We start from the raw sequence: 23,896 nt of genomic DNA, 5'->3' as shown, positions 1-23,896 counted from the left end.
TGCGAAAACGGAGAACGAGGACCTCTACCGACCGGTAGTCAGAATCACGCCAACCTCCTCCGGAGACGGAACCGGTCACTCTTCCCCGTACCCGGGCAACTGCCTAGTGTTACGCCCGCGCAGCCGGGCCCGACCAGCCCGTGCCGCGCACATCCATCAGCGACCGGGGGAACAGCGCCGCAACGGGGAGGGGCGCGTCGCATGCCATACCGTCTGCCATCCGTGCATCCCCTACCGGACGACCGTCACGGTTCCTGACTCCACGAGAGTCGAGGCGCCCTCACGGGCGCCCTCCCGGCCGTCTCCTGCCACTCGAAGGGGATGCGCCCTTGCGCTCCAGATCACCTGTCCTCCCGATGGTGACATCGGCGAGACACCGGGCACTCGCCCGTATCGTCCTCCTGCTGACCGCCGTCGCCGTGCTGGCCTCACTCGTCGTACGGCCCGAACCCATGGGTACTCCCGTCGGTGCCCAGTCGAGCGACCGGCCCGACGACTGGTACGAGACCACCGCCGACGAGCAACTGCGGTTCGACCAGTGCCTGATGAACGACGCGCTGCGGCTGGGCGGGCCGGGCATGTACGGCTTCGCGCAGAACGCCCTCGACCAGACCCCGGAGAAGCTGCGCGAACTGGCCGATCTGGACGGAGCCTCCGACGGTCCGCTGCGCGAGGCGTACGAGAAGGACAAGGACGACTGGGCCGCCACCTGGGACCGTCTCTACTCGCGCCGGGACGCGTGGGAGAGGCCCCTCGACGGCCTTGAGGTCCCCGCCGGATTCACCGTCACCGGGTTCCAGTGGGTGCCGGGCGTCCACGAGGGCGACGACTTCTACGACCAGACCGGGCTCGGCAAATGGGCCGGCGGCCCCGACTGGAACGCCGAGTTCAGCTTCTACGACCCGACCCCGGCGGCGGACGAGAAGGTCGTCAAGGCCGTCACCGACCTCGGGGCCCCGCTCTACGGCGAGGAGTCCAGCGATCCGGACCCGCGGTACTACGAGACCCGGGCGTTCGAGGAGCTGACGGACGGGTTCGACCCGATGAGCGCGGACGACGCCCGGCTGTTCCTGGCCTCCGGCGGCTTCCCCCGCACCGCTCCCGAGCCGGGCACGCCGGAGTACCGGATCGCCGTCGAGGACCTGAAGACACGGTTCGCGTCCTGCGCCTGGCAGGACCCGATCGACCCGAACCAGGTCCTGCGCGGGATGGAGGACGTCGCCGCGCAGGAGTGGCAGCAGGAGATCGGCGCCCAGGCCGTCCAGCGCAACCAGATCCTCGACGCCAACCGCGAGGCCACCACCGCCCTGACGAAGGGCTCCGAGGCCATGGCCGACATGCTCGGCCAGTCCTGGATCGCGGACCACCTCGTCCGCTGGCAGGACTACTGGTCCGCCGGCGGTGTGGGCTGGATCGGCGACAGCACCGTGACGGTCGAGGTGCCGGGCGCGAAGGGCAGCTGCCTGGACGTCGCCGGCGGCGGCAAGACCAACGGCACGCCCGTCCAGATCTACACGTGCAACGGCGGCGCGGCGCAGCAGTGGACGCTCGAGGGCAGTGAGGACGACCTCCACCTGCGCAACGTCGGCTCGCAGAAGTGCCTGGACGTCGCCGGGAACGCCTCGGCGAACGGCACGAAGATCCAGATCTCGGACTGCTACAAGTCCAAGGGGCAGTCCTGGCAGGGCGATGCCCGCGCCACCGCTCCCCTGAAGAGCGTGACCACCGGCAAGTGCCTGGACCTGAGCGCGTTCACCAAGAGCACGGACGCGCGGCTGTGGGACTGCAAGAACGCGTCCTCGCAGAAGTTCCTGATCAAGCCGTCCGGCCACAAGGGCACCGACAGCCTGTCGTACCCGGACACGGCCCAGTTCACCAAGGCGAAGAAGGGTGTCACCGACGCCCAGACGCAGGCCAAGAAGCAGCTCGCCGCTGTCAAGGCCCAGTTCGAGGTGGCGAAGAAGGCCGGCACCTCGTCGGACACCGCCACTCAGGCCGCCTACGCCGTAGCCGACGCCAAGGGTGCGCCGCGCGGCCGCGGTCTGCTGTCGGGTCAGCAGAAGGCACAGGTCACCAAGGGTGCGGTGGCCGCGCTGGAAGCACTGGTGAAGGCCGCGGAGACGGCCGAGGCCGCCACCCGGGCGTCCGCCGGTGACGGCGAGACCATCGCCCAGCGGGCGCTCGCCCAGGCCGCCCAGTCCAAGGCCGAGTTCCGCCGTGAGGCCGCCCACACCGCCGAACTGCAGGCGAAGGCGGCCGCCGACGCGGCCAAGGTGCACCGGGACAACGCGAAGAAGGACAAGGAGACCGCGGAGGCCAAGCTCGCCGAGGCGCTGAAGGCCGAGGGCGAGGCCAAGACGGCCGCCGCCGACGCGCACGCCAAGCGCCTGGCCGCCGAGGCCGAGGAGAAGACGGCCGAGGCGGAGAAGAAGACGGCCGCCGCCAAGCAGGCGGAGGCCGCCGAGCACCGTAGGACGGCCGAGAGCGAGGCGACGAAGGCCAAGAACTCCCGGGACAAGGCGGAGGCGGCCGAGGGCACGGCGTCCGACAAGAGGGACGCCGCGGTCAAGGCCAAGGACAAGGCCCGCGATCTGCGCGACGACGCCTGGGACGCGGAGCAGAAGGCCGACGCCGCGCGCGCGAAGGCGGACGCGAAGGAGGCGTACGCCCAGGCGCACGAGGCCGACAGCAACGCCCAGGAGTCCAGGGCGGCGGCCGACGCGGCCGCCGGGCACGCCGACGACGCCGAGGCGGCCGCGACGAGGGCCCGTTCCGCGGCCGACGCCGCGACGACGGCGGCCGCGGAGGCGGACGCCGCCGCGACCCGTGCCGAGGCCGCCGCCAAGCGGGCCCGTGCGGCGTCGGACGGCGCCCAGGCGGCGAAGCTGAAGGCCGACGCCGCGGTGAAGACCGCGACGAGTGCCGCGGCGGACGCCATCCAGGCGTCGAAGCACGCCGCCGCCGAGGCGAAGACGGCCGTCGAACTGGCCGACGAGGCGGAAGCACAGGCCAAAACCGCCAAGTCGCACGCGAACGAGGCGAGCAAGGAGGCCGGCAAGGCCGTCGTCGCGTCGGCGAAGGCGGCGGGCTTCGCCCACGTCACCGCGCAGGCCGCGGTGGACGCGGGGAACTCCGCCCAGCAGGTCGCGGCGCCCGCGAACGACGCGATCCAGCTCGGCTCCCCCTACGTCACCACGGACTCCGCCGCGAGCCTGGTGGTGCTGACGGGGCAGGCGTCGAAGTCGATCGCCGAGCAGCAGAAGGCCGTGGCCGACGCACACGCCAAGAACGCGCAGTCGGAGGCCTCGGCCGCGCAGAACCTGGCCGATCAGGCACAGGGCGACGCGAAGCAGGCCTATGTCCACGCGGCGAACGCCGCCGGGTACGCCTCGGACGCCCGCGGCTACGCCAAGGAGGCCCTCGGCTACTCCGCCGACGCCGCTCTCGCCGCGTCCAAGGCCGTCGCTTCGCTGGCCCGCACGGTGGAGTACGACCGTCAGGCCACCGAGGACGCGGAGGCCGCCGACAAGGCGGCGGGCCGGGCCGAAGGCCACGCCAAGGCCGCCCGTGACTCCGCCGACGAGGCGGCCCTGGACGCGGCGGCAGCCCGTAGCGCCGCCACAGAGGCCGAGGAGGCCGCGAAGGAGGCCCGCGCGGCGGCCACCCGCGCGGACGCCGCCGCCACCGAGGCGGAGGAAGCCGCCAAGGACGCCCTGAAATACGCGGAGGAGGCCCAGGAAGCGGCGGAGGCCGCCGAGCGCAACCAGGCGAACCAGCAGGTCTCGTCGGGCGCCGGCACGGGCATCGGCGGCACGTTCTACGTGGTCGACGAGGACACGTTCGAGATCACCGACGCCCAGCAGAAGAACGACTGCGTCATAGAGATCGGGTTCGAGGGCTGTACCGTCACCTTCGCGGTGACCTTCAGCGTCACGGTGGACTACTACCTGTGCGTCAACCCGGACGTCCCCGCGACATCCTCCGGTTGTCCCTCCGAGGACACCCTGTTCCTGGAGCGGAAGCCCTTCACCGGCTTGAAGAAGGACGTCACCCAGCACTTCAGCAAGCTGGACCTCATCCAGCAGACCGTCGTCTACCGCATATTGAAGGCGGTCCTGGTCCAGGACTTCGTCGACTGCTGGCACGGCAGCGTCAGCGGCTGTGCCTGGGCGGCGAGCAACTTCATCCCCGGCAAGGCGTTCGAAAAGATCGCCGAGGGAATCCGCGCCCTGGACGCCGCGATGAAGACCGGGATCGGAGTCGCCGATGCGTTCAGGGCTCTGAGGACTCTGGATCTGGACCCGGCGACACTGGCCAAGATCGAGGCGGGCGTGAACGCCTACGAGGACGTCATCACCGCATGCAGGGTCAACAGCTTCCCCGGTGACACTTTGGTGCTGATGGCCGACGGTACCCGCAGAATGATCCGTGACGTGCGGGAGGGCGACCAGGTCTTGGCCGCTGCCCCCGGCGGCGGAAAGCCCCGCGCCGAGACGGTGACCGACACGTTCCGGCATGACACCGAACGGCTGGTGACCATCGCGTTGGCCGGCGGCAGCAGCCTGGACACCACGGCGGGACACAAGATCCGCACCAGTGGACGCGGCTGGGTCCTCGCCTCCGAACTGCGCCCGGGTGACCGGCTGGTCAGCCCCGACGGAACGCTCCGTGCCGTGACCGGCGTACACGACCGACCGGGGCTCGCCCCACGTCGGGTCTACGACCTCACCGTCGACCGCCTGCACACCTTCTACGTGCGCACCGAGGGAGCCGGGGCGGCGGACGTGATGGTCCACAACTGCCTGAACCTGGGCGACGAGGATCTTGCGGCCCTGCGGCACTATGAGATCCACACGCTGAAGGAACACGTGCGGCCGGATGCTGCCGAAGCGTTCCGGCTCGCTGCCCGAAAGGGCCAGCCCAACACCGTCTGGAAGAGCCAGGAAATCGCTCAGCAGGCCGTGGACCGAGTGGTCGGCGACTACTTCAGCAAGCGGACCGCAAGCGGCCAGAAGGTCTTCGACCACGACAAGTGGAAGAAGTTCCAGGACTGGGCTGCGAAGGCCAGAGAGGGTGAGCAGTACCGGACGATCACGGGGACATGGGATGCGTATCCCTCCCTGGGCAAGCGGTACCACCCGGACGGGAGAACCATCGAGGATGCCGGTAACGAGGTCGTGGTCATCTTGATGAAGGTCAAGGGCCACACCGGACAGGGCCGGTACGGGTTCGTCGTCAAGACGGCCTACCCGAAGTAACACCCGCCGAAGAGGACGATGCATGCCACAGGACCGTTCAACGTACGTCGAGCTGGGTTACTCCGGTGACTTCGGCCTCACCGCCCTGGCGGAGCTCTTGTGCTCCCCGGACGGCCCCGCCGTCGACCTCGCTGCCGCGCTCGCGGCCGCTGCCGGGTCGGCGAACGGGTCCGACGGCGAGGAGGCCGTGGAACTGGGGGAGGATGCCCGGCGTCTGTTGGACGGTTCCTTGCCGGAGGAGGTTCTCCACACGGTGTGGCTGGCCGCGGTCGGCCGGAGTTTCGATCCGGCCGACCATGGCGTGGACACCCGCACATGGCTGCGGTCCCTCTCGGATCTGTCCGTGAATCGCCTCCGGCAGAACAGACGCTCCTACGTCCCGGCTCCGGTCCGGCCGGTCCGGGACGAAGGTCTGTGCCGCGATGTGGTGACGGAGATCCATGGACTGGCAGCAGACCTGACCAGCGACCGCACATCACCGGATCTCGTTTCGGCGCTGGAGCGGGTGGTCACGCTGGCCGACGCCGATATCGGCTTCCGGCTCTTCCTGAGAGCGCTCAAGGCCTGCCGCGTTCGCGTCTCGAAGGACCGGTACGACAGGTTCCTCGGGATCGGCGAGCAGCTCGGGTACCCGGTCGCGGTCGTCCGCGACGGCCTCGACGTCGACTGGCCGCCCATCGACACGGCCCGCCGTGACACCCCGTGGGACTTCGGTCTTTCCCGGCTCGCCGGGAACGCCCACCAGGACTGGCATGCCGGAGTCGCCCGCAGAGAGATCCGTTCGGTGGCCGACGGAGACGAGCCCGGGCAGTCCCCGGGCACGGCGGCGGCTCTCCTGCGGGAAGACGCGGTGCGTCTGCTGCGCTCTCCCCTGTCCGACGACTTGATCACCACCCTCTGGGTCGCCGTCTCGGACGCGGCATTGCGCGTCGACGGACGGGACTGGCTACGGCTGGTCGCGGACGTGTGCGAGGAGCGTCTGAGGGAGGTCGCCCCCGCGTACACCCCTGTGGTTCCGCCCCCGCGAACGGCATGGGCGGACGTGGTGTTGTCGGAAGTCCGGGAGACGGCGCTCAAGGCGACGGACAGGGCCATCAGTCCGCACTGGCAGCCGCTCCCTGCGGAAAAGGTCATCACCGCTCTGGAGCAGGTGGCTGCGCGGGTCGATCCCGATCTGGGCTTCCGGCTGCTCCTGAGAGTGCTGCGACCCCTGGCCGTACCGATCACTCGGGCGCAGTACGAAAGGTACGAGGCGATCGGCAGACGGTTCGGGTACGGGGAGCACCACGTCGACGAGATCGAGCAACTCGTTCAGGGAGCGACGTGAACCTGCGCCCTTGAAGCATCCTCGCCCACACCACGGCGCGGGACGGCGGTGCCGGACGGATGCGGCCCGCGTCCTCCCCTCTCGGGAGGACGCGGGCCGCGTCGTGTCGAGATCCGCCGGGCAGGTCCTAGCCCAGCGCCGACTTCACCGCGTCCGCCAGGCGGCTCGCGACCGAGCGGGCCTGGTCGATGTCCGCCGCTTCGACCATGACGCGGACCAGCGGTTCCGTGCCGGAGGAGCGCAGGAGTACACGGCCCGTCTCGCCGAGTTCGTGTTCGGCCTCGGTGACGGCGGTGGCGAGTTCCGCGGAGGTCTTCACCCGGGACTTGTCGACGTCGGGGACGTTGATCAGGACCTGCGGGAGGCGTTCCATCACCGAGGCGAGGTCGCGGAGCGTACGGCCGGTCTGGGCGACCCGGGCCGCGAGCAGCAGTCCGGTGAGGGTGCCGTCGCCGGTCGTGGCGTGGTCGAGGATGATGACGTGGCCGGACTGCTCGCCACCGAGGGCGTAGTCCTTGGACTTCATCTCCTCCAGGACGTAGCGGTCGCCGACCGCGGTCTGCACGAAGCGGATGCCCTCGCGTTCCATGGCGAGCTTGAAGCCGAGGTTCGACATCACGGTCGCGACGACGGTGTCGGAGCGCAGTGCGGAACGTTCCCGCATCGCGAGCGCCAGTACGGCGAGGATCTGGTCGCCGTCGACCTCCTCACCGGTGTGGTCCACGGCGAGGCACCGGTCGGCGTCGCCGTCGTGCGCGATGCCCAGCGCGGCGCCGTGCTCGACGACGGCGGCCTTCAGCCGGTCGAGATGGGTCGAGCCGCAGCCGTCGTTGATGTTCAGCCCGTCCGGCTCCGCGCCGATGGTGACGACCTCGGCGCCCGCCCGGGTGAACGCCTCCGGGGAGACGGAGAAGGCGGCGCCGTGCGCCTCGTCGAGGACGATCTTCAGCCCGTCGAGCCGGTTCGGGAGGACACCGACGAGATGGGCGACGTACCTGTCCAGCCCCTCCCCGTAGTCCCGCACGCGACCGACCCCCGCGCCGGTCGGACGGTCCCAGGGAGCGCCGGTGCGGTGCTCCTCGTACACGGACTCGATGCGGTCCTCCAGCTCGTCGGCGAGCTTGTGACCGCCGCGGGCGAAGAACTTGACGCCGTTGTCCGGCATGGCGTTGTGGCTGGCGGAGAGCATCACGCCGAGGTCCGCGCCGAGCGCGCCGGTGAGGTGTGCCACGGCCGGCGTCGGCAGCACCCCGACCCGCAGGACGTCCACGCCCGCGCTGGCGAGGCCCGCGACGACGGCGGCCTCCAGGAACTCCCCGGACGCGCGCGGATCACGGCCGACCACGGCGGTGGGCCGGTGTCCTTCGAACGTGCCCGCCTCGGCCAGTACGTGCGCGGCGGCGACGGACAGGCCGAGCGCCATCTCCGCCGTCAGGTCCGCGTTGGCGACACCGCGCACGCCGTCCGTGCCGAAGAGTCGTCCCACTTGTCCTCCTGAGGAAGCGTCAGTATCGAGAGCCGTCGCCGGGGCTGTGCCGGGGCGCTGGACCCGTCCGCGCGGTCGCCGTTCGTACCGCTGGCGGAGCTTGTGATGTGTTCGACGGTCGCGAGGTGAATGCGGCTCCCCATAACGCCGACCATCCGATCACATTAGCCTTTGAGCACCTTGTGCCGTTATACGCCCACGGCAGTGAATAAACGAACGCCCCGGCAGCACTGTGGCGTGCCGCCGGGGCGTTCGGAGTACGCGCGAGCGCCTGGGATTTAGCGCTTGCTGTACTGCGGGGCCTTACGGGCCTTCTTCAGACCGGCCTTCTTGCGCTCGACCGCACGGTCGTCACGCGTGAGGAAGCCGGCCTTCTTCAGCGCGCCGCGGTTGTTGTCCACGTCCGCCTCGTTCAGCGCGCGGGCGACACCGAGACGGAGCGCACCGGCCTGACCGGAGACACCGCCACCCGCGATGCGGGCGATGACGTCGTAACGGTCGTCGAGCTCGAGCACCTTGAAGGGCTCGTTGACTTCCTGCTGGTGCACCTTGTTCGGGAAGTAGTCCTCGAGGGTGCGACCGTTGATCTTCCACTTGCCGGTGCCCGGGACGATCCGGACGCGGGCGATGGCGTTCTTGCGGCGGCCCAGGCCGGCGGCCGGCTGGGGCTCGCCGAAGCGGGAGGCCATGGACTCCGAGGTGTACTCGCCCTCGACGGGCACCTCGGACTCGGTGGTGTAGCTGTCGATGTCAAGCTCTTCGAGCGGCTGCTCGGCAGTGGTCTCGGCCACGATGCTCCTCAGATTCTGTTCAGTCTTAGGGGGTGGCCGGACTTACTGCGCGACCTGGGTGATCTCGAACGGCACCGGCTGCTGGGCAGCGTGCGGGTGCTGGTCGCCCGAGTAGACCTTCAGCTTCGAGAGCATCTGACGGCCCAGGGTGTTCTTGGGGAGCATGCCCTTGACGGCCTTCTCGACGGCCTTCTCGGGGTTCTTGTCGAGCAGCTCGTCGTAGCGGACGGAGCGCAGACCACCCGGGTAGCCCGAGTGGCGGTACGCCATCTTCTGGGTCCGCTTGTTGCCGGAGAGGTGCACCTTGTCGGCGTTGATGATGATGACGAAGTCACCGGTGTCGACGTGAGGGGCGTAGATCGGCTTGTGCTTGCCGCGCAGGATGGAGGCCGCAGTGGTGGCCAGACGACCCAGGACGACGTCCTGAGCGTCGATGACGTGCCACTGGCGCGTCACATCGCCGGGCTTGGGGCTGTACGTACGCACGGTTCGTAGCCTTCGCTTCTTCAGTGAATGGTCCTGACAAGGTCACCGAAGACGATCACGACAGCCCAGACCGCTCCGCGGTGACGCAAACCGCGCGCTGGTCGCTGGTCATCGGTCCCGGTGGACCGGTGTAAGGGCCCCTCACGTGAGAATGAGCAAGCCACTACACACAACGAACATGCAGGATACCCACCGTCGGCCGGACGGGTCAAAACGAGCCCGTCCGTGGTGGGCTACACCGATTCTACGGCCGGTCGCCGCTTCCCCGCGGGCCCGCCCCGGCGGGCCCCCTCCCGCGTCCCCCGTACGCAGTGGTGGGCGACCGTCGCGGCCAGCAGAACCAGCGTGAGGGCGTCCCGGAAGGCCCGGCGGCTGGGCGGCTCCAGCCACGGCCAGGTCACGCCCGGCAGCTGCGGCACCAGGGCGAGCCAGAACCAGGGCCGCCGCGCCACCGCCCCGGCGTACGGCAGACCGGCGAGCAGCAGCGGCAGGACGACCAGGAGGTAGTGGTTGTAGGAGGGGCGGGAGACCAGGAACGCGGAGAGCATCAGCGCCGCCGACGTCTCCGCCAGCCGCAGGGGCGTCGGTCCCGGCCCGCGCCAGCGCAGGTACGCGCACACCACCCCGGCGGCGGCCGCGAGCAGGCCCAGCAGCACCGCGGGGGCCTCCGGTACGCCGAGCCGGGGCAGCACGGCCGCCGGCGAGGCCTCGTAGAGCCGTACGAAGGCGTCGTCGCCGCGCAGCAGGAACGGCAGGGTGCGGGTGAGGAAGCCGGTGGGGTCGGGCAGGAACAGCGCCGCCGTCACCGAGGCGGCCGCGGGCACCAGCACCAGCACGGCCAGGGCCCGCCACCGGCGCGCGAAGAGGAACAGCAGCGCCATCGGCGCGAGCAGCGGCTTCAGCGCCACCGCCACCCCGATGACGGCGCCCGCCGCCACCCACCGGCCCCGGCTCGCCAGCAGCAGGCACAGCGGCAGCGCCAGTACGGCCGTCACCGTCCAGTTACCCAGCCGCACCAGCTGCCCGAACGGCGCGAACCCGGCCGCGAGGCCCAGCAGCCCGAGGGCGGCGAGCCTGCTGCGCAACGGCACCCGGTGCAGCCGCAGGGCACAGGCCCAGCCCAGCGCGAGCGCGGCGACGACCGCCACCGGCACGGCCACGTCGAGCACGGGGCGCGGCAGCAGCGCCTGCGGGGCGGCGGCCACGACCGCGCTCGGGAAATAGAGGAAGTGCCGGTCGTCATACGGCGAACCACCGGCCAGCCAGGTCCGCGCGGCGTCCACGACGATCGCGTTGTCCATGCCTCCGTCCGAGGTCACCAGCACCGTATGCACCGTCAGCGCCCCCAGCACCGCCGCGAGTCCGGCCCACAGACAGCCGTGCGCGGGTCGTACCAACCACCCGGAGATGTCGCTTTTGCCCGTCGCCATGCGCGCAACGCTAGGCCCTGCCGCACCCGTTGACGCGGACCAGCACACCCCTCGGCCCGTCTAAGATGCGCCCCATGAGCTATGGGCAGGGGGGACCTCCGCAGCAGTGGGATCCCTGGAAACCGAATTCCCAGCAGCCCTGGGACGGCGGCGGCTCCGGCCGGTCACCCGACTGGGCGGCGCTCGCCGACGCCTCCGAGGCCCGCGCCAAGCGCCGCAGGCTGCTGTTCATAGGCGGCGGCGCCCTCGCGACCGTCGCGATAGGCACGGCCGTGGCGGTCGCCGTGGTCTCGGCGAACGGCGGCAACGAGGCCTCGCCGGGCACGTCCTCCCAGCTGCCCGGGACCTCGGATCTGCCGAGCCCGACGGGCACGGTCCCGTCGTTCGCTCCGACGAGCGCCCCGCCGCCGCTGGACCCGAAGGACTTCGTCGCCAGCGCGAAGAAGGACAAGGCCCCGCTGAGCCCCGACATCCTGTTCCCCGGCACCCAGTTGACGATGGGTGAGACGGTGTACAAGAAGGGCCCGACGGCGGACACCAAGAACTGCGCCTCGGCCGCCAAGGCCACGCTGCCGAAGGTCCTGAACGACAACGACTGCACGCGGCTGATCCGGGTCACCTACACCAAGGACGACATGGCGGTGACGGTCGGTGTGGCCGTCTTCGACACCGAGGCCCAGGCGACGAAGGCCAAGCAGCAGGCGGACAAGAAGAGCGTCGTCAAGTCGCTGTCGGGCGGCGGCGTCAAGGACTTCTGCTCCGGCGCGGTCTGCCGCACCACCACCAACGCCTACGGCCGCTACGCCTACTTCACCGTCGCCGGCTTCACCGCCGGCAAGAACGTGACGGAGAAGGACACCCCGGTCTTCACCACCGGCGACGATCTCCAGGAGTTCACGTTCCGCCAGATCCGCCGCAGAGGCGAGGCTCAGGCCTCCGCGGCGGCGAACGAGTAGCGGGACCTCCTCAGCAGCAGCCGGCCGCCGGCAGGGAGCGCTTGTTGCGCGCCTCCTTGCTGCGGGCCGCGAGCAGGTCGTCGGCCGGGTAGCCGACCTCCTCGAGGGTCAGGCCGTGCGGGCGTACGACATGGACCGCCGAGTCCCGTACGCCCGCCGCCAGCACCTTGCCCGGCCAGTCCGGCGGGCGGTGGCCGTCGCCGACGAACAGCAGCGCGCCGATGAGTGAGCGCACCATGTTGTGGCAGAAGGCGTCGGCGCGGACGGTGGCGGTGATGATCCCGTCACCGCCGCGCTCCAGGCTCAGTTCCTGGAGGGTCCGGATGGTGGTGGCGCCCTCCCGCTTCTTGCAGTACGCGGCGAAGTCGTGCTCCCCCAGCAGCCGGCGGGCGGCCTCGTTCATGGCGTCGACGTCCAGCGGCCAGTCGTGCCACAGGACGTGCCCGCGCAGCAGCGGGTCCACCCCGCCCGGGTTGTCGGTGACGCGGTAGGCGTAGCGCCGCCAGATCGCGGAGAACCGTGCGTTGAACCCGCCGGGCGCCTCCCGCAGCGCCCACACCCGTACGTCCCTCGGCAGCCGTCCCGCGAGCCGCTTCAGCAGCTTGGTGTGGTGCTCGGCCCACACCTCCCGGGGCAGATCCACATGCGCGACCTGGCCGCGCGCGTGCACCCCGGCGTCGGTCCGCCCCGCCACGGTCAGCTCGTACGTCGTCCCCCCGGAGCGCGTCACGGTCCGCAGGGCGTCCTCGATCTCCCCCTGCACGGTCCGCCGCCCCCCGGCCTGCTTGGCCCACCCGGAGAACTCGGCCCCGTCATAGGACAGATCAAGCCGCACACGCACGAACCCGGCCTCAACTTCGTCACTCACCCGAAGATCCTCTCACCCACACGAAAGCGGGCCCGCTCCTGAAAGGAAACGGGCCCGCGAACGTGCCCCCGCAGGGGCGCGGGGCTGTATCGACATGCGGCTCCGCCGCGTACGCGCGACCAGCCACGACATAGCCGCAGCCGCGAACCACACACATCCCCGCCGGACGGCTTACGCGTCCTTCGACTCCTCGGCCGGCGCGGCCTCGACAGCCTCGTCGGACTTGGCCTCGACGGCCTCGTCCTTCTTGAGGGCGTCTTCCTTGACCGCACGCTTCGTCGCGGCCTCGGCCTCGCCGGTCGCCTCCTGGGCCACCGTCAGCGCCTCGACCAGCTCGATGACGGCCATGGGCGCGTTGTCGCCACGGCGGTTACCGATCTTGGTGATGCGGGTGTAGCCACCGGGACGGTTCTCGTAGCGCGGGCCGATCTCGGTGAAGAGCGTGTGGACGATGCCCTTGTCCGTGATCACCTGGAGCACCTGACGGCGGTTGTGAAGGTCGCCCTTCTTCGCCTTGGTGACCAGACGCTCGGCGTACGGACGCAGCTTGCGCGCCTTCGCCTCGGTGGTGGTGATGCGACCGTGCTCGAACAGCGCCTTCGCGAGGTTCGCGAGGAGGAGCTTCTCGTGCGCGGCGCTGCCGCCCATACGGGCACCCTTGGTGGGCCTCGGCATGGTGTTTCTCCTAGGTGTCTGCCCCGGCCGTATCAGGTACCGGGGTCAGTATCCGAGCAGGCGGTCGCCTGTCGGAGATCCAGGCCCCCGAAGGGGCCTGGAAGGGGCGCGGGGAGGTGTCGATATGCGACTCCGTCGCGTGGGCGCGACCAGCCACAGCCGACCCGCACCCGAAAAACGGGCCGCCCCGCGGAGCGCCTAGTACTGCTCGGTCTCCACGAAGCCCGCGTCCGCGTCGTCGTCCGCGCCGAACGCGTCCGCAGCAGCGGTGGGGTCGAATCCGGGCGGGCTGTCCTTGAGCGCGAGGCCCATACCGGCCAGCTTCGCCTTGACCTCGTCGATCGACTTCGCACCGAAGTTGCGGATGTCGAGGAGATCGGCCTCGGAGCGGGCGACCAGCTCACCCACGGAGTGGATGCCCTCACGCTTGAGGCAGTTGTACGACCGAACGGTGAGCTCGAGCTCCTCGATCGGCAGCGCCAGATCGGCGGCGAGGGCGGCGTCCGTGGGGGACGGGCCCATGTCGATGCCCTCGGCGTCGATGTTCAGCTCGCGGGCGAGACCGAACAGCTCGACCAGGGTCTTACCGGCGGAGGCCATGGCGTCACGCGGACGCATCGCCTGCTTGGTCTCGACGTCGACGATCAGCTTGTCGAAGTCGGTGCGCTGCTCGACACGGGTCGCCTCGACCTTGTAGGTGACCTTGAGAACCGGCGAGTAGATCGAGTCGACCGGGATACGGCCGATCTCCTGGCCCACCTGCTTGTTCTGCACGGCGGAGACATAGCCGCGACCGCGCTCGACGGTCAGCTCCATCTCCAGCTTGCCCTTGCCGTTGAGCGTGGCGAGGACGAGGTCGGGGTTGTGCACCTCGACACCGGCCGGGGGCGCGATGTCGGCGGCGGTGACCAGACCCGGGCCCTGCTTGCGCAGGTACATCACGACGGGCTCGTCGTGCTCCGAGGAGACGACCAGCTGCTTGATGTTGAGGATCAGGTCGGTGACGTCCTCCTTGACGCCCGGCACGGTGGTGAACTCGTGCAGGACGCCGTCGATGCGGATGCTGGTGACAGCGGCACCGGGGATCGACGACAGGAGCGTACGGCGCAGGGAGTTGCCGAGGGTGTAGCCGAAGCCCGGCTCCAGCGGCTCGATCACGAACCGGGAGCGGAATTCGTCGACGACCTCTTCGGTCAACGAGGGACGCTGAGCGATCAGCATGTGGTGATCAGATCCTTTTTTCGTGGACGCCCGCTATTTGACGTCCGACGGAGACCGCACCCGGTGAAAAGTGCGGCTACTGCAAGGGTACGGGCGATACGGCCCTTACGAGCCGTACCGCCCGGAACCTCAGGAAGCCTGTGCCTCAGACGCGGCGGCGCTTCGGCGGGCGGCAGCCGTTGTGCGGGGTCGGGGTGACGTCCTGGATGGAGCCGACCTCGAGGCCCGTGGCCTGCAGGGAGCGGATCGCGGTCTCACGACCGGAGCCCGGGCCCTTGACGAACACGTCGACCTTGCGCATGCCGTGCTCCTGGGCGCGGCGGGCAGCCGACTCGGCGGCCATCTGCGCGGCGAACGGCGTGGACTTCCGGGAGCCCTTGAAGCCGACGTGGCCGGCGGAGGCCCAGGAGATCACGTTGCCGGACGGGTCCGTGATCGACACGATGGTGTTGTTGAACGTGCTCTTGATGTGCGCGTGGCCGTGAGCGACGTTCTTCTTTTCCTTGCGGCGCACCTTCTTGGCAGCGCCCTGACGACCCTTGGGGGGCATCTGTTACTCCTACGGGAGGTGGTCGGTCCTACAGCGAAGACCGCTGGACGGCGAAGTCCGCTGTGGACTACTTCTTGCCCGGCTTCTTCTTGCCGGCGATGGCGCGACGCGGGCCCTTGCGGGTACGCGCGTTGGTGCTGGTGCGCTGACCGCGGACGGGCAGACCGCGACGGTGACGGAGACCCTGGTAGGTGCCGATCTCGACCTTGCGGCGGATGTCGGCCTGGATCTCGCGACGGAGGTCACCCTCGGTCTTGATGTTGCTGTCCACGAACTCACGGATCGCGACGAGCTGCTCCTCGGAGAGGTCGCGAACGCGGGTGTTCGGGTCGATGCCGGTGGCGGCCAGCGTCTGCTGCGAAAGGGTCCGGCCGATGCCGAACACGTAGGTGAGGGCGATCTCCACGCGCTTTTCGCGCGGAATGTCAACACCGGAAACGCGTGCCATTCAATGGCTCCAGTTGATTGTCGGAGGTCTTCCACAGGACCGGATCCCAGTCCGCCGGCCTCTTCTGTTTCAAAGATTAGGTACGGACAGGGTCCCCAGCCTCCGAGCCGGGGGTGTCGAGCCGATTCGGCTCGGGACCTGCGTATGAACGTGTGTTACTCGCGTCGCGCGAAGTTCTGCGGAAAGTCGCAGAGGGTCGATCGTGCTGCGGTCAGCCCTGGCGCTGCTTGTGGCGCGGGTTCTCGCAGATGACCATGACCCGGCCGTGACGGCGGATCACCCTGCACTTGTCGCAGATCTTCTTGACGCTCGGCTTGACCTTCATGGGTGTGAGGTTCTCCGGGTCAGTGCCATCGCCCCGGCGAGCCGGGGTGGGGGCAAGATCTACTTGTACCGGTAGACGATCCGGCCACGCGTCAGGTCGTACGGAGACAGCTCCACCACGACCCGGTCGTCAGGGAGGATGCGGATGTAGTGCATACGCATCTTGCCGCTGATGTGTGCCAGGACCTGGTGGCCGTTCTGGAGCTCGACCTTGAACATGGCGTTCGGAAGAGACTCGACGACAGTGCCCTCGATCTCGATGGCACCTTGCTTCTTGGCCACGCTTCGCCCTTCGAATCGACTACCTTGATCGACTCTGGCGTGCACCGTGTGTCATACATGCAGACATGCGGGTGCACGAGAGCCGACGAGTCAGTCTACGTCAGGGCTCCCGGAAACACGAATCGAGAAATCCTGCCCCACCCTCGAGATCCTTAACCAACCGGATCCAAGGCGCCGGCCGGTCGACGAACCTCACCCGGCCCCGCCCGTCAGCCCAGCGGATCGATCCGGAGCCGCCGGGATCCTCGGCTCCGCGAGCTTCGCCTTGCCGCCGGACGCCCGCTCTCGTGGGCCCGGCGCCCGTGGCGCCTCACAGCCTTCGAGCCGCCGCGCCGGCCCTCCGGCCGACGGGCCCGCCCGTCAGCCCAGCGGATCCGGGGCCGCCGTGATGCCCAGCTCCGCGAGCTTCGCCCTGCCGCCGTCGGGGGCGGTGAGGACCAGGGGGCCCTCGGCAGTGAGGGCGACGGAGTGTTCCCAGTGGGAGGACCAGGTGCCGTCGGTGGTGATGACGGTCCAGTCATCGGAGAGGACCTCGGTCTTCGGGGTGCCCAGGGAGACCATCGGCTCGATGGCCAGGCAGAAGCCCGGGACCAGCTTGGGGCCCTTGCCGCGCTTGCGGTCGACGTAGTTCAGCAGGTGCGGGTCCATGTGCATCTCGGTACCGATGCCGTGACCGCCGTAGTCCTCGACGATCCCGTACTTGCCGCCGCCCGGCTTCGGCTGGCGGCGGATGTACGTCTCGACGGCGCGGGAGATGTCGACGAGCCGGTTGCCCAGCTTCATGGCCGCGATGCCGGCCCACATCGACTCCTCGGTCACCCGGGACAGCTCGACCAGCTCGGGAGAGTGCCCGGAGCCCACGAACGCGGTGTACGCGGCGTCGCCGTGCCAGCCGTCGATGATCGCGCCGCAGTCGATGGAGATGATGTCGCCGTCCTTGAGGACGACGTCGTCGGAGGGGATGCCGTGGACGACGACCTCGTTCACCGAGGTGCAGATCGTCGCGGGGAAACCGCCGTAGCCGAGGAAGTTCGGCTTGGCGTCGTGCTCCGCGAGCACCTTGCGGGCGACCTGGTCCAGATCCTTCGTGGTGGCCCCGGGCACGGCGGCCTCACGGGTGGCCGCGTGAATGGCGGCAACGACCAACCCTGCCTCACGCATCTTGGCGATCTGCTCAGGGCTCTTGATCTGCACCATGGGGACGACGGCCTTCCTGGACCAGGGAGTAACGAACGCCTACCACAATAACTGCGCCAGGTCGGCGCGGCGGGCCCCGCCCTCCAAGGACGATCCTGCCGCACGGCGACCCTCGCCCCCTCCGCGGGCAACCGCGCCACCGGGACGCCACGACGGCCGCCCCTCACCCTCCGCAGGCAACCGCGCCACCGGGACGCCACGACGGCCGACCGCTCACCCTCCGCGGGCAGTCGTGCCGCTGGGGCGGCACGGGTGGGCGCGACGGCACCCCGCAAACGCCGGGCCACGCAACCCACCCCCGCCCAACCCCCAGCACCGGGCGACTGCCCAACCCCGCCGCACGGGTGGGCGCGACGGCACCCCGCAAACGCCGGGCCACGCAACCCACCCCCGCCCAACCCCGCCACAAGCAACAGCCGCGGCCCCTTGCAAAAGGAACCGCGGCCGTCACCGACGTACACAGAACTACTTACCGCTCAACGCCTCCAGCGCCCGCGCGGTGACCTCATCGACCGGACCCATCGCCGAGATGGTGACAACCAGCCCCTGCGCCCGGTAGTAGTCGATGATCGGCTCGGTCTGCGTGTGGTAGACCTCCAGCCGCGTCCGCACCGTCGACTCCGAGTCGTCGTCCCGCTGGTACAGCTCACCACCACAGACGTCGCAAACACCCTCCTGCTTCGGCGGGCTGTACGTCACATGGAACACATGCGCGGAGTCCTTGCGGCAGACCCGCCGCCCGGCGATCCGCTTGACCACCTCGTCCTCGGGCGCTTCCAGATCGAGCACCGCGTCCAGCTTGATGCCCTCGGTCTGCAGCAGCTCGTCCAGCGCGCCGGCCTGCGACACGTTGCGCGGGAAGCCGTCCAGCAGGAAACCGCCCTCGGCGTCGGACTGCTCCATGCGGTCCTTGGCCATGGCGATCGTGACCTCGTCGGGGACGAGATTGCCCGCGTCCATGTAGGACTTCGCGAGCTTCCCCAGCTCGGTCTGCCGGCTGATGTTGGCGCGGAACAGGTCACCCGTGGAGATGTGCGGGATGCGCAGTTTCTCGGCAAGGCGGGTCGCCTGCGTACCTTTACCGGCACCCGGCGGCCCGACGAGGACGATTCGCATCAGCGGAGGAACCCTTCGTAATTGCGCTGCTGGAGCTGGCTCTCGATCTGCCTCACCGTCTCGAGACCGACACCCACGATGATCAGGATGCTGGTCCCGCCGAACGGGAAGTTCTGGTTTGCCCCGAAACCAGCCAACGCCATTGTCGGCACGAGAGAGATCAGACCCAAGTACAGCGAGCCCGGCCAGGTGATCCGGTTGAGTACGTAGCTGAGGTACTCAGCGGTCGGTCGGCCAGCCCGGATGCCCGGGATGAAGCCACCATACTTCTTCATGTTGTCGGCGACTTCTTCGGGGTTGAAGGTGATCGCCACATAGAAGAACGCGAAGAACACGATGAGGAAGAAGTACAGGATGATGTGCGGGGTCGCGCCCGTGTCGGCGAGGTTCTTCTGGATCCAGGTGGCCCAACCGGCCGTCGAACTGGAGAACTGGACGATCAGCGCCGGAATGTAAAGCAGCGACGAGGCGAAGATGACGGGGATGACACCCGCCTGGTTCACCTTGAGCGGGATGTAGGTGGACGTACCGCCGTAGGAACGGCGGCCGATCATGCGCTTCGCGTACTGCACCGGAATCCGGCGCTGGGCCTGCTCGACGAAGACCACCAGGCCGACCATGACGAACCCGACGATCATGACGGTGCCGAACTCGATCCAGCCGTCCGCCAGGGTGCCCTGCTCCTTGATCGCCCACAGGGCGGAGGGGAAGGTCGCGGCGATCGAGATGAACATCAGGATCGACATGCCGTTGCCGATGCCGCGGTCGGTGATGAGCTCACCGAGCCACATGACGACGGCCGTACCGGCGGTCATGGTGACGACCATGGTGATGGTCACGAACATCGACCGGTCCGGGACGATCTGGCCACCCACCGAGCAGCCCTGGAAGAGCGAGCCGCTGCGGGCGGTGGCCACCAGGCCGGTGCCCTGCAGAATGGCCAGTGCCACCGTCAGATAACGGGTGTACTGCGTGATCTTCGCCGTACCGGCCTGGCCCTCCTTCTTCAGGGCTTCCAGGCGCGGGATCACGACGGTCAGCAGCTGCAGGATGATGCTCGCCGTGATGTACGGCATGATGCCCAGCGCGAAGATCGTGATCTGGAGCAGCGCGCCGCCGCTGAACATGTTCACCAGACCGAACAGGCCCTGGTTCGCCTCGGCCTGGTCGAGGCAGATTTGGACGTTCCGGTAGTCGACGCCCGGGATCGGGATGTGCGTACCGACCCGGTACACCACGATGATGCCGAGCGTGAAGAGCAGCTTCTTGCGCAGGTCGGGCGTCTTGAACGCCCGGGCGAACGCGGTGAGCACGGTGCCTCCTGCGACCCCCCGCGCGACTGCGTCAAGGGTGACGGTTTTGAGATTCCGACTAAGGACGAATGCGTAACGGTCAACTGCCGCCCAGAGTGCCCCCTATGAGGCACCCGTGGTACATGGGCAGCCAGGCCACCTTACCGGCGACACTGCCACCCTAGGAACGACCAACCGGGGATACCCCTTTTGTGGGGTATCCCCGGTCGGGATCGCTCTACGTCATCAAGACACCTGAAGGAGTCAGACGAGCTCGGTGACGGTACCGCCGGCGGCGGTGATCTTCTCCTTGGCGGAGCCGGAGACGGCGTCGACCGTCACCTGCAGCGCCACGGAGATCTCGCCCTGGCCCAGGACCTTGACGAGGCTGTTCTTGCGCACGGCACCCTTGGCGACCAGGTCCTCGACCGTGACCTCCCCGCCCTCGGGGTAGAGGGAGGCGAGCTTGTCCAGGTTCACGACCTGGAACTCGATCTTGAACGGGTTCTTGAAGCCCTTGAGCTTCGGGAGACGCATGTGGAGGGGCATCTGGCCACCCTCGAAGCGCTCCGGAACCTGGTAACGGGCCTTGGTGCCCTTCGTACCACGACCGGCCGTCTTACCCTTCGACGCCTCACCACGACCGACACGGGTCTTCGCGGTCTTGGCGCCGGGGGCGGGACGGAGGTTGTGGATCTTGAGCGGGTTGTTCTCCGCCATGATCAGTCGACCTCCTCGACCGTCACGAGGTGGCGGACGGTGTGCACCATTCCGCGGAACTCGGGGCGGTCCTCCTTGACGACCTGCGTGTTGATGCCCTTGAGACCAAGGGAACGCAGGGTGTCACGGTGGTTCTGCTTGCTGCCGATGTAGGACTTGACCTGCGTAATCTTGAGCTGCGCCATGATTACGCACCCGCCCCGGCACGTGCACGGAGAAGAGCCGCGGGGGCGACGTCCTCGAGCGGCAGACCACGGCGGGCCGCGATCTCCTCGGGACGCTGCAGGCCCTTGAGGGCCGCCACGGTCGCGTGCACGATGTTGATCTGGTTGTCGGAGCCGAGCGACTTCGACAGCACATCGTGGATACCGGCGCACTCGAGCACGGCGCGCACCGGACCACCGGCGATCACACCGGTACCGGGCGACGCGGGCTTGAGCAGCACGACGCCGGCAGCCTTCTCACCCTGGATGGGGTGCGGGATGGTGCCCTGGATACGGGGGACCTTGAAGAAGTGCTTCTTGGCCTCCTCAACGCCCTTGGCGATGGCGGCCGGCACCTCCTTGGCCTTGCCGTATCCGACACCCACGGTGCCGTCACCGTCGCCCACCACGACCAGCGCGGTGAAGCTGAAGCGACGACCACCCTTCACAACCTTGGCGACGCGGTTGATCGCGACAACGCGCTCAACGTACGCGGTCTTCTCGGCGGCAGCTGCGCCGCCGTCACGGCCCTTCCGGTCCCGCCGCTCGCCGCCACCGGCACCGCCACCGCGGCGCTGGGGTCCAGCCATTGGAATTACCTCTCTCTGTTTCCGCTAGCTACGGAACCGGCTCAGAACTTCAGTCCGGCTTCGCGGGCGGCGTCCGCCAGGGCGGCGATGCGCCCCGCGTACTGGTTGCCACCGCGGTCGAATACGACAGCCTCGACACCGGCGGCCTTGGCGCGTTCCGCGACCAGGGCACCGACCTGCTTGGCCTGCGAGGACTTGTCGCCCTCGCCACCACGGACCGACGCGTCCAGAGTGGAGGCCGACGCCAGGGTGTGACCCTTCAGGTCGTCGATCACCTGCGCCACGATGTGGCGGTTGGAACGGGTCACGACCAGGCGGGGACGCTCGGCGGTACCAGAGACATTCTTGCGGATCCGGATGTGACGACGCTTGATAGCAGCACGCTTGTAGGCGTCGCCCTTGAGGATCTTCTGCCCGTATGCCATGGCTTACTTACCCGCCTTTCCGACCTTGCGCCGGATGACTTCGCCCTCGTACTTGACACCCTTGGCCTTGTACGGGTCGGGCTTGCGCAGCTTGCGGATGTTCGCCGCAACCTCGCCGACCTTCTGCTTGTCGATGCCCTCGACCGAGAAGTGCGTCGGGTTCTCGACCTTGAAGGTGATGCCCTCGGGGGCCTCGACCGTGATCGAGTGGCTGTAACCGAGGGAGAACTCCAGGTTCGAACCCTTGGCGAGCACGCGGTAACCGACACCGCTGATCTCGAGCTTCTTCACGTAACCCTGGGTCACGCCGGTGATCATGTTCGCCACCAGCGTGCGGGACAGGCCGTGCAGGGCCTTGTTCTGACGCTCGTCGTTGGGGCGGGTGACGCTCAGCACGCCGTCCTCACCCTTGGCGATCTCGATCGGCGCCACGACGGTGTGGGTCAGCGAGCCCTTGGGGCCCTTGACCGAAACCGTACGGCCGTCGATGGTGACGTCCACGCCGGCGGGAACCGCGATGGGGAGCTTGCCGATGCGCGACATAGCTGTTTCCTCCGTTCCCTTCCGCTACCAGACGTAGGCGAGGACTTCCCCACCCACGCCCTTCTTGCCGGCCTGCTGTCCAGTGAGGAGCCCGTGCGACGTGGAGATGATCGCCACGCCGAGGCCGCCCAGCACCTTCGGCAGGTTGGTGGACTTCGCGTACACCCGGAGACCGGGCTTGGAGATCCGCTTGATGCCCGCGATGGAGCGCTCACGGTTCGGGCCGAACTTCAGCTCGAGGACGAGGTTCTTGCCGACCTCGGCGTCCTCGGTCTTCCAGCCCGTGATGAAGCCCTCCTGCTGGAGGATCTCCGCGATGTGCGACTTGATCTTCGAGTGCGGCATCGCCACGGTGTCGTGGTACGCCGAGTTCGCGTTCCGCAGACGCGTGAGCATGTCTGCGATCGGATCAGTCATGGTCATGAATTGGCCTTCGGCCTCTCTCGCCGTGGTTTCCTGGTGCGCCATCCCTCTCCCCGATCCGAGACGGGACGGGTGCGGCGCGGTGGACCTACGGCGTAGTAAGTCGTCTAGGCACGGCAGGTGCCCAACCCCGCAAGCCTAAGCCATACGGAGCGGGCCTCCTGCCGTCCCCATTGCTTACCGAGAGCCCTGGGAGTCCGGAATTACCGGATTACCAGGAGCTCTTGGTCACGCCCGGCAGCTCGCCACGGTGAGCCATCTCACGAAGGCACACGCGGCACAGGCCGAACTTGCGGTACACGGAGTGCGGACGACCGCAGCGCTGGCAGCGGGTGTAGCCGCGCACTCCGAACTTGGGCTTGCGAGCAGCCTTCGCGATGAGAGCCTTCTTCGCCATCTCGCTCACGCCTCCTTGAACGGGAAGCCGAGGTGACGGAGAAGGGCACGGCCCTCTTCGTCGTTGGTCGCCGTGGTGACCACGGTGATGTCCATACCCCGGACACGGTCGATCTTGTCCTGGTCGATCTCGTGGAACATGACCTGCTCCGTGAGACCGAAGGTGTAGTTGCCACGGCCGTCGAACTGCTTGGGGGACAGACCGCGGAAGTCGCGGATGCGCGGCAGCGCGAGCGACAGGGTGCGGTCCAGGAACTCCCACATGCGGTCGCCGCGGAGCGTGACGTGCGCACCGATCGGCTGGCCCTCACGCAGCTTGAACTGCGCGATGGACTTGCGGGCCTTGGTGACGGCCGGCTTCTGACCGGTGATCGTGGTGAGGTCGCGGATGGCGCCCTCGATCAGCTTGGAGTCGCGGGCGGCGTCGCCCACACCCATGTTGACCACGATCTTGACGAGGCCGGGAACCTGCATGACGTTCTCGTAGGAGAACTGCTCACGCAGCTTGCCCGCGATCTCCTCGCGGTACTTCGTCTTCAGACGCGGAGTGGTGGTGGTCGTCATCAGATGTCCTCACCCGTCCGCTTGGCAACGCGGATCTTGTTGCCCTCGTCGTCGAAGCGGTAACCGACGCGCGTGACGACCTTCTTGCCGTCCTTCTCCACGACCAGCTGGACGTTGGAGACGTGGACCGGGGCCTCGGTGGTCACGATGCCACCGGCCTGCGAACCGCCGGCGGTCGGGCCGGCCTTGGTGTGCTTCTTGACCCGGTTGACACCCTCGACCAGGACGCGGTCCTCACGGGGGAAGGCCGCGATGACCTTGCCCTGCTTACCCTTGTCCTTGCCGGTGACGACCTGGACCAGGTCACCCTTCTTGATCTTCATGC

At 68.7% G+C, this 23,896-nt stretch carries 26 protein-coding genes; 3 read left to right on the top strand and 23 right to left on the bottom strand.

Features of this window, described 5'->3' with window-relative positions; all coding sequences use genetic code 11:
• The first annotated feature begins 356 nt into the window (after window positions 1-356).
• Together ACGFR9_RS04655 and ACGFR9_RS04650 are read left to right on the top strand one after the other, a co-directional pair.
• Window positions 357-5,258, top strand: coding sequence for a ricin-type beta-trefoil lectin domain protein (locus ACGFR9_RS04655; RefSeq protein ID WP_393202903.1), 4,902 nt, complete (start codon window positions 357-359; stop codon window positions 5,256-5,258).
• Between the two features lie 22 nt (window positions 5,259-5,280).
• The gene (locus ACGFR9_RS04650; protein WP_393202901.1) at window positions 5,281-6,585 is read left to right on the top strand and encodes a hypothetical protein; all 1,305 of its coding nucleotides are present in this window, start codon (window positions 5,281-5,283) and stop codon (window positions 6,583-6,585) included.
• A 127-nt stretch (window positions 6,586-6,712) separates the two neighbouring features.
• On the opposite strand, the gene glmM is transcribed toward ACGFR9_RS04650, so the two are convergent.
• The 4 genes from glmM to ACGFR9_RS04630 all read right to left on the bottom strand — a co-directional run bounded on the left by glmM (window position 6,713) and on the right by ACGFR9_RS04630 (window position 10,778).
• Entirely contained in the window at window positions 6,713-8,071 is a 1,359-nt protein-coding gene (gene glmM / locus ACGFR9_RS04645; RefSeq protein ID WP_393202899.1) for a phosphoglucosamine mutase, read from the bottom strand.
• 278 nt (window positions 8,072-8,349) lie between these two features.
• Window positions 8,350-8,862, bottom strand: a complete 513-nt coding sequence (rpsI, locus tag ACGFR9_RS04640) for a 30S ribosomal protein S9 (RefSeq protein WP_393202897.1) — start codon at window positions 8,860-8,862, stop codon at window positions 8,350-8,352.
• Window positions 8,863-8,904: 42 nt separating this feature from the next.
• Window positions 8,905-9,348: a 50S ribosomal protein L13 gene (gene rplM, locus ACGFR9_RS04635; RefSeq protein ID WP_393202895.1), complete on the bottom strand. Its 444-nt coding sequence runs from the start codon at window positions 9,346-9,348 to the stop codon at window positions 8,905-8,907.
• A gap of 233 nt (window positions 9,349-9,581) precedes the next feature.
• A complete protein-coding gene (locus ACGFR9_RS04630; protein WP_393202893.1) occupies window positions 9,582-10,778 on the bottom strand; it encodes a glycosyltransferase family 87 protein in 1,197 nt (398 codons plus the stop codon).
• A gap of 74 nt (window positions 10,779-10,852) precedes the next feature.
• On the opposite strand from ACGFR9_RS04630, the gene ACGFR9_RS04625 reads away from it, so the two are divergent.
• Window positions 10,853-11,734: a hypothetical protein gene (locus ACGFR9_RS04625; protein WP_393202891.1), complete on the top strand. Its 882-nt coding sequence runs from the start codon at window positions 10,853-10,855 to the stop codon at window positions 11,732-11,734.
• A gap of 10 nt (window positions 11,735-11,744) precedes the next feature.
• Here the strand turns inward: ACGFR9_RS04625 and truA are convergent, their stop codons facing one another.
• From truA to rplX, 19 genes are all read right to left on the bottom strand, one after another.
• On the bottom strand, window positions 11,745-12,602 hold the full coding sequence (truA, locus tag ACGFR9_RS04620; protein ID WP_393202889.1) for a tRNA pseudouridine(38-40) synthase TruA: 858 nt from the start codon (window positions 12,600-12,602) through the stop codon (window positions 11,745-11,747).
• A gap of 171 nt (window positions 12,603-12,773) precedes the next feature.
• Entirely contained in the window at window positions 12,774-13,277 is a 504-nt protein-coding gene (gene rplQ / locus ACGFR9_RS04615; protein WP_393202887.1) for a 50S ribosomal protein L17, read from the bottom strand.
• A 198-nt stretch (window positions 13,278-13,475) separates the two neighbouring features.
• Window positions 13,476-14,498 (bottom strand): DNA-directed RNA polymerase subunit alpha, encoded by a 1,023-nt coding sequence (locus ACGFR9_RS04610; protein WP_003966937.1) that lies wholly within the window; start codon window positions 14,496-14,498, stop codon window positions 13,476-13,478.
• A gap of 145 nt (window positions 14,499-14,643) precedes the next feature.
• Complete coding sequence (gene rpsK / locus ACGFR9_RS04605; RefSeq protein ID WP_003956432.1) at window positions 14,644-15,048, bottom strand: 30S ribosomal protein S11; 405 nt, start codon at window positions 15,046-15,048, stop codon at window positions 14,644-14,646.
• Window positions 15,049-15,115: 67 nt separating this feature from the next.
• The gene (rpsM, locus tag ACGFR9_RS04600; protein WP_030221030.1) at window positions 15,116-15,496 is read right to left on the bottom strand and encodes a 30S ribosomal protein S13; all 381 of its coding nucleotides are present in this window, start codon (window positions 15,494-15,496) and stop codon (window positions 15,116-15,118) included.
• Window positions 15,497-15,707: 211 nt separating this feature from the next.
• A complete protein-coding gene (gene rpmJ, locus ACGFR9_RS04595) occupies window positions 15,708-15,821 on the bottom strand; it encodes a 50S ribosomal protein L36 (RefSeq protein ID WP_003998809.1) in 114 nt (37 codons plus the stop codon).
• Between the two features lie 59 nt (window positions 15,822-15,880).
• The gene (infA, locus tag ACGFR9_RS04590) at window positions 15,881-16,102 is read right to left on the bottom strand and encodes a translation initiation factor IF-1 (RefSeq protein WP_003948620.1); all 222 of its coding nucleotides are present in this window, start codon (window positions 16,100-16,102) and stop codon (window positions 15,881-15,883) included.
• Window positions 16,103-16,462: 360 nt separating this feature from the next.
• The gene (map, locus tag ACGFR9_RS04585; protein ID WP_393202884.1) at window positions 16,463-17,299 is read right to left on the bottom strand and encodes a type I methionyl aminopeptidase; all 837 of its coding nucleotides are present in this window, start codon (window positions 17,297-17,299) and stop codon (window positions 16,463-16,465) included.
• Between the two features lie 465 nt (window positions 17,300-17,764).
• Entirely contained in the window at window positions 17,765-18,415 is a 651-nt protein-coding gene (locus ACGFR9_RS04580) for an adenylate kinase (protein ID WP_030221025.1), read from the bottom strand.
• Window positions 18,415-19,728: a preprotein translocase subunit SecY gene (gene secY, locus ACGFR9_RS04575; protein WP_393202882.1), complete on the bottom strand. Its 1,314-nt coding sequence runs from the start codon at window positions 19,726-19,728 to the stop codon at window positions 18,415-18,417. Before secY ends, ACGFR9_RS04580 begins: the two co-directional genes overlap by 1 nt.
• Window positions 19,729-19,971: 243 nt before the next feature.
• A complete protein-coding gene (gene rplO / locus ACGFR9_RS04570) occupies window positions 19,972-20,427 on the bottom strand; it encodes a 50S ribosomal protein L15 (protein ID WP_393202880.1) in 456 nt (151 codons plus the stop codon).
• Window positions 20,428-20,429: 2 nt separating this feature from the next.
• The gene (rpmD, locus tag ACGFR9_RS04565) at window positions 20,430-20,612 is read right to left on the bottom strand and encodes a 50S ribosomal protein L30 (RefSeq protein ID WP_003974250.1); all 183 of its coding nucleotides are present in this window, start codon (window positions 20,610-20,612) and stop codon (window positions 20,430-20,432) included.
• A gap of 2 nt (window positions 20,613-20,614) precedes the next feature.
• On the bottom strand, window positions 20,615-21,220 hold the full coding sequence (rpsE, locus tag ACGFR9_RS04560) for a 30S ribosomal protein S5 (protein ID WP_189558415.1): 606 nt from the start codon (window positions 21,218-21,220) through the stop codon (window positions 20,615-20,617).
• 41 nt (window positions 21,221-21,261) lie between these two features.
• Entirely contained in the window at window positions 21,262-21,645 is a 384-nt protein-coding gene (gene rplR / locus ACGFR9_RS04555; protein ID WP_311642544.1) for a 50S ribosomal protein L18, read from the bottom strand.
• Between the two features lie 3 nt (window positions 21,646-21,648).
• On the bottom strand, window positions 21,649-22,188 hold the full coding sequence (rplF, locus tag ACGFR9_RS04550) for a 50S ribosomal protein L6 (RefSeq protein WP_030221012.1): 540 nt from the start codon (window positions 22,186-22,188) through the stop codon (window positions 21,649-21,651).
• Between the two features lie 24 nt (window positions 22,189-22,212).
• The gene (gene rpsH / locus ACGFR9_RS04545; RefSeq protein WP_030221010.1) at window positions 22,213-22,611 is read right to left on the bottom strand and encodes a 30S ribosomal protein S8; all 399 of its coding nucleotides are present in this window, start codon (window positions 22,609-22,611) and stop codon (window positions 22,213-22,215) included.
• A gap of 211 nt (window positions 22,612-22,822) precedes the next feature.
• Window positions 22,823-23,008, bottom strand: a complete 186-nt coding sequence (locus ACGFR9_RS04540) for a type Z 30S ribosomal protein S14 (protein ID WP_003948630.1) — start codon at window positions 23,006-23,008, stop codon at window positions 22,823-22,825.
• 5 nt (window positions 23,009-23,013) lie between these two features.
• Complete coding sequence (rplE, locus tag ACGFR9_RS04535; RefSeq protein ID WP_006130773.1) at window positions 23,014-23,571, bottom strand: 50S ribosomal protein L5; 558 nt, start codon at window positions 23,569-23,571, stop codon at window positions 23,014-23,016.
• The gene (gene rplX, locus ACGFR9_RS04530; RefSeq protein ID WP_030221007.1) at window positions 23,571-23,894 is read right to left on the bottom strand and encodes a 50S ribosomal protein L24; all 324 of its coding nucleotides are present in this window, start codon (window positions 23,892-23,894) and stop codon (window positions 23,571-23,573) included. Before rplX ends, rplE begins: the two co-directional genes overlap by 1 nt.
• Between the last annotated feature and the right edge of the window lie 2 nt (window positions 23,895-23,896).

This window comes from Streptomyces sp. NPDC048584 (assembly GCF_043199595.1).
In the GTDB taxonomy this organism is placed as follows: domain Bacteria; phylum Actinomycetota; class Actinomycetes; order Streptomycetales; family Streptomycetaceae; genus Streptomyces; species Streptomyces edwardsiae.
Note: the sequence above shows the minus strand (reverse complement) of the source record. Positions and strands in the feature narration are given on the sequence as shown.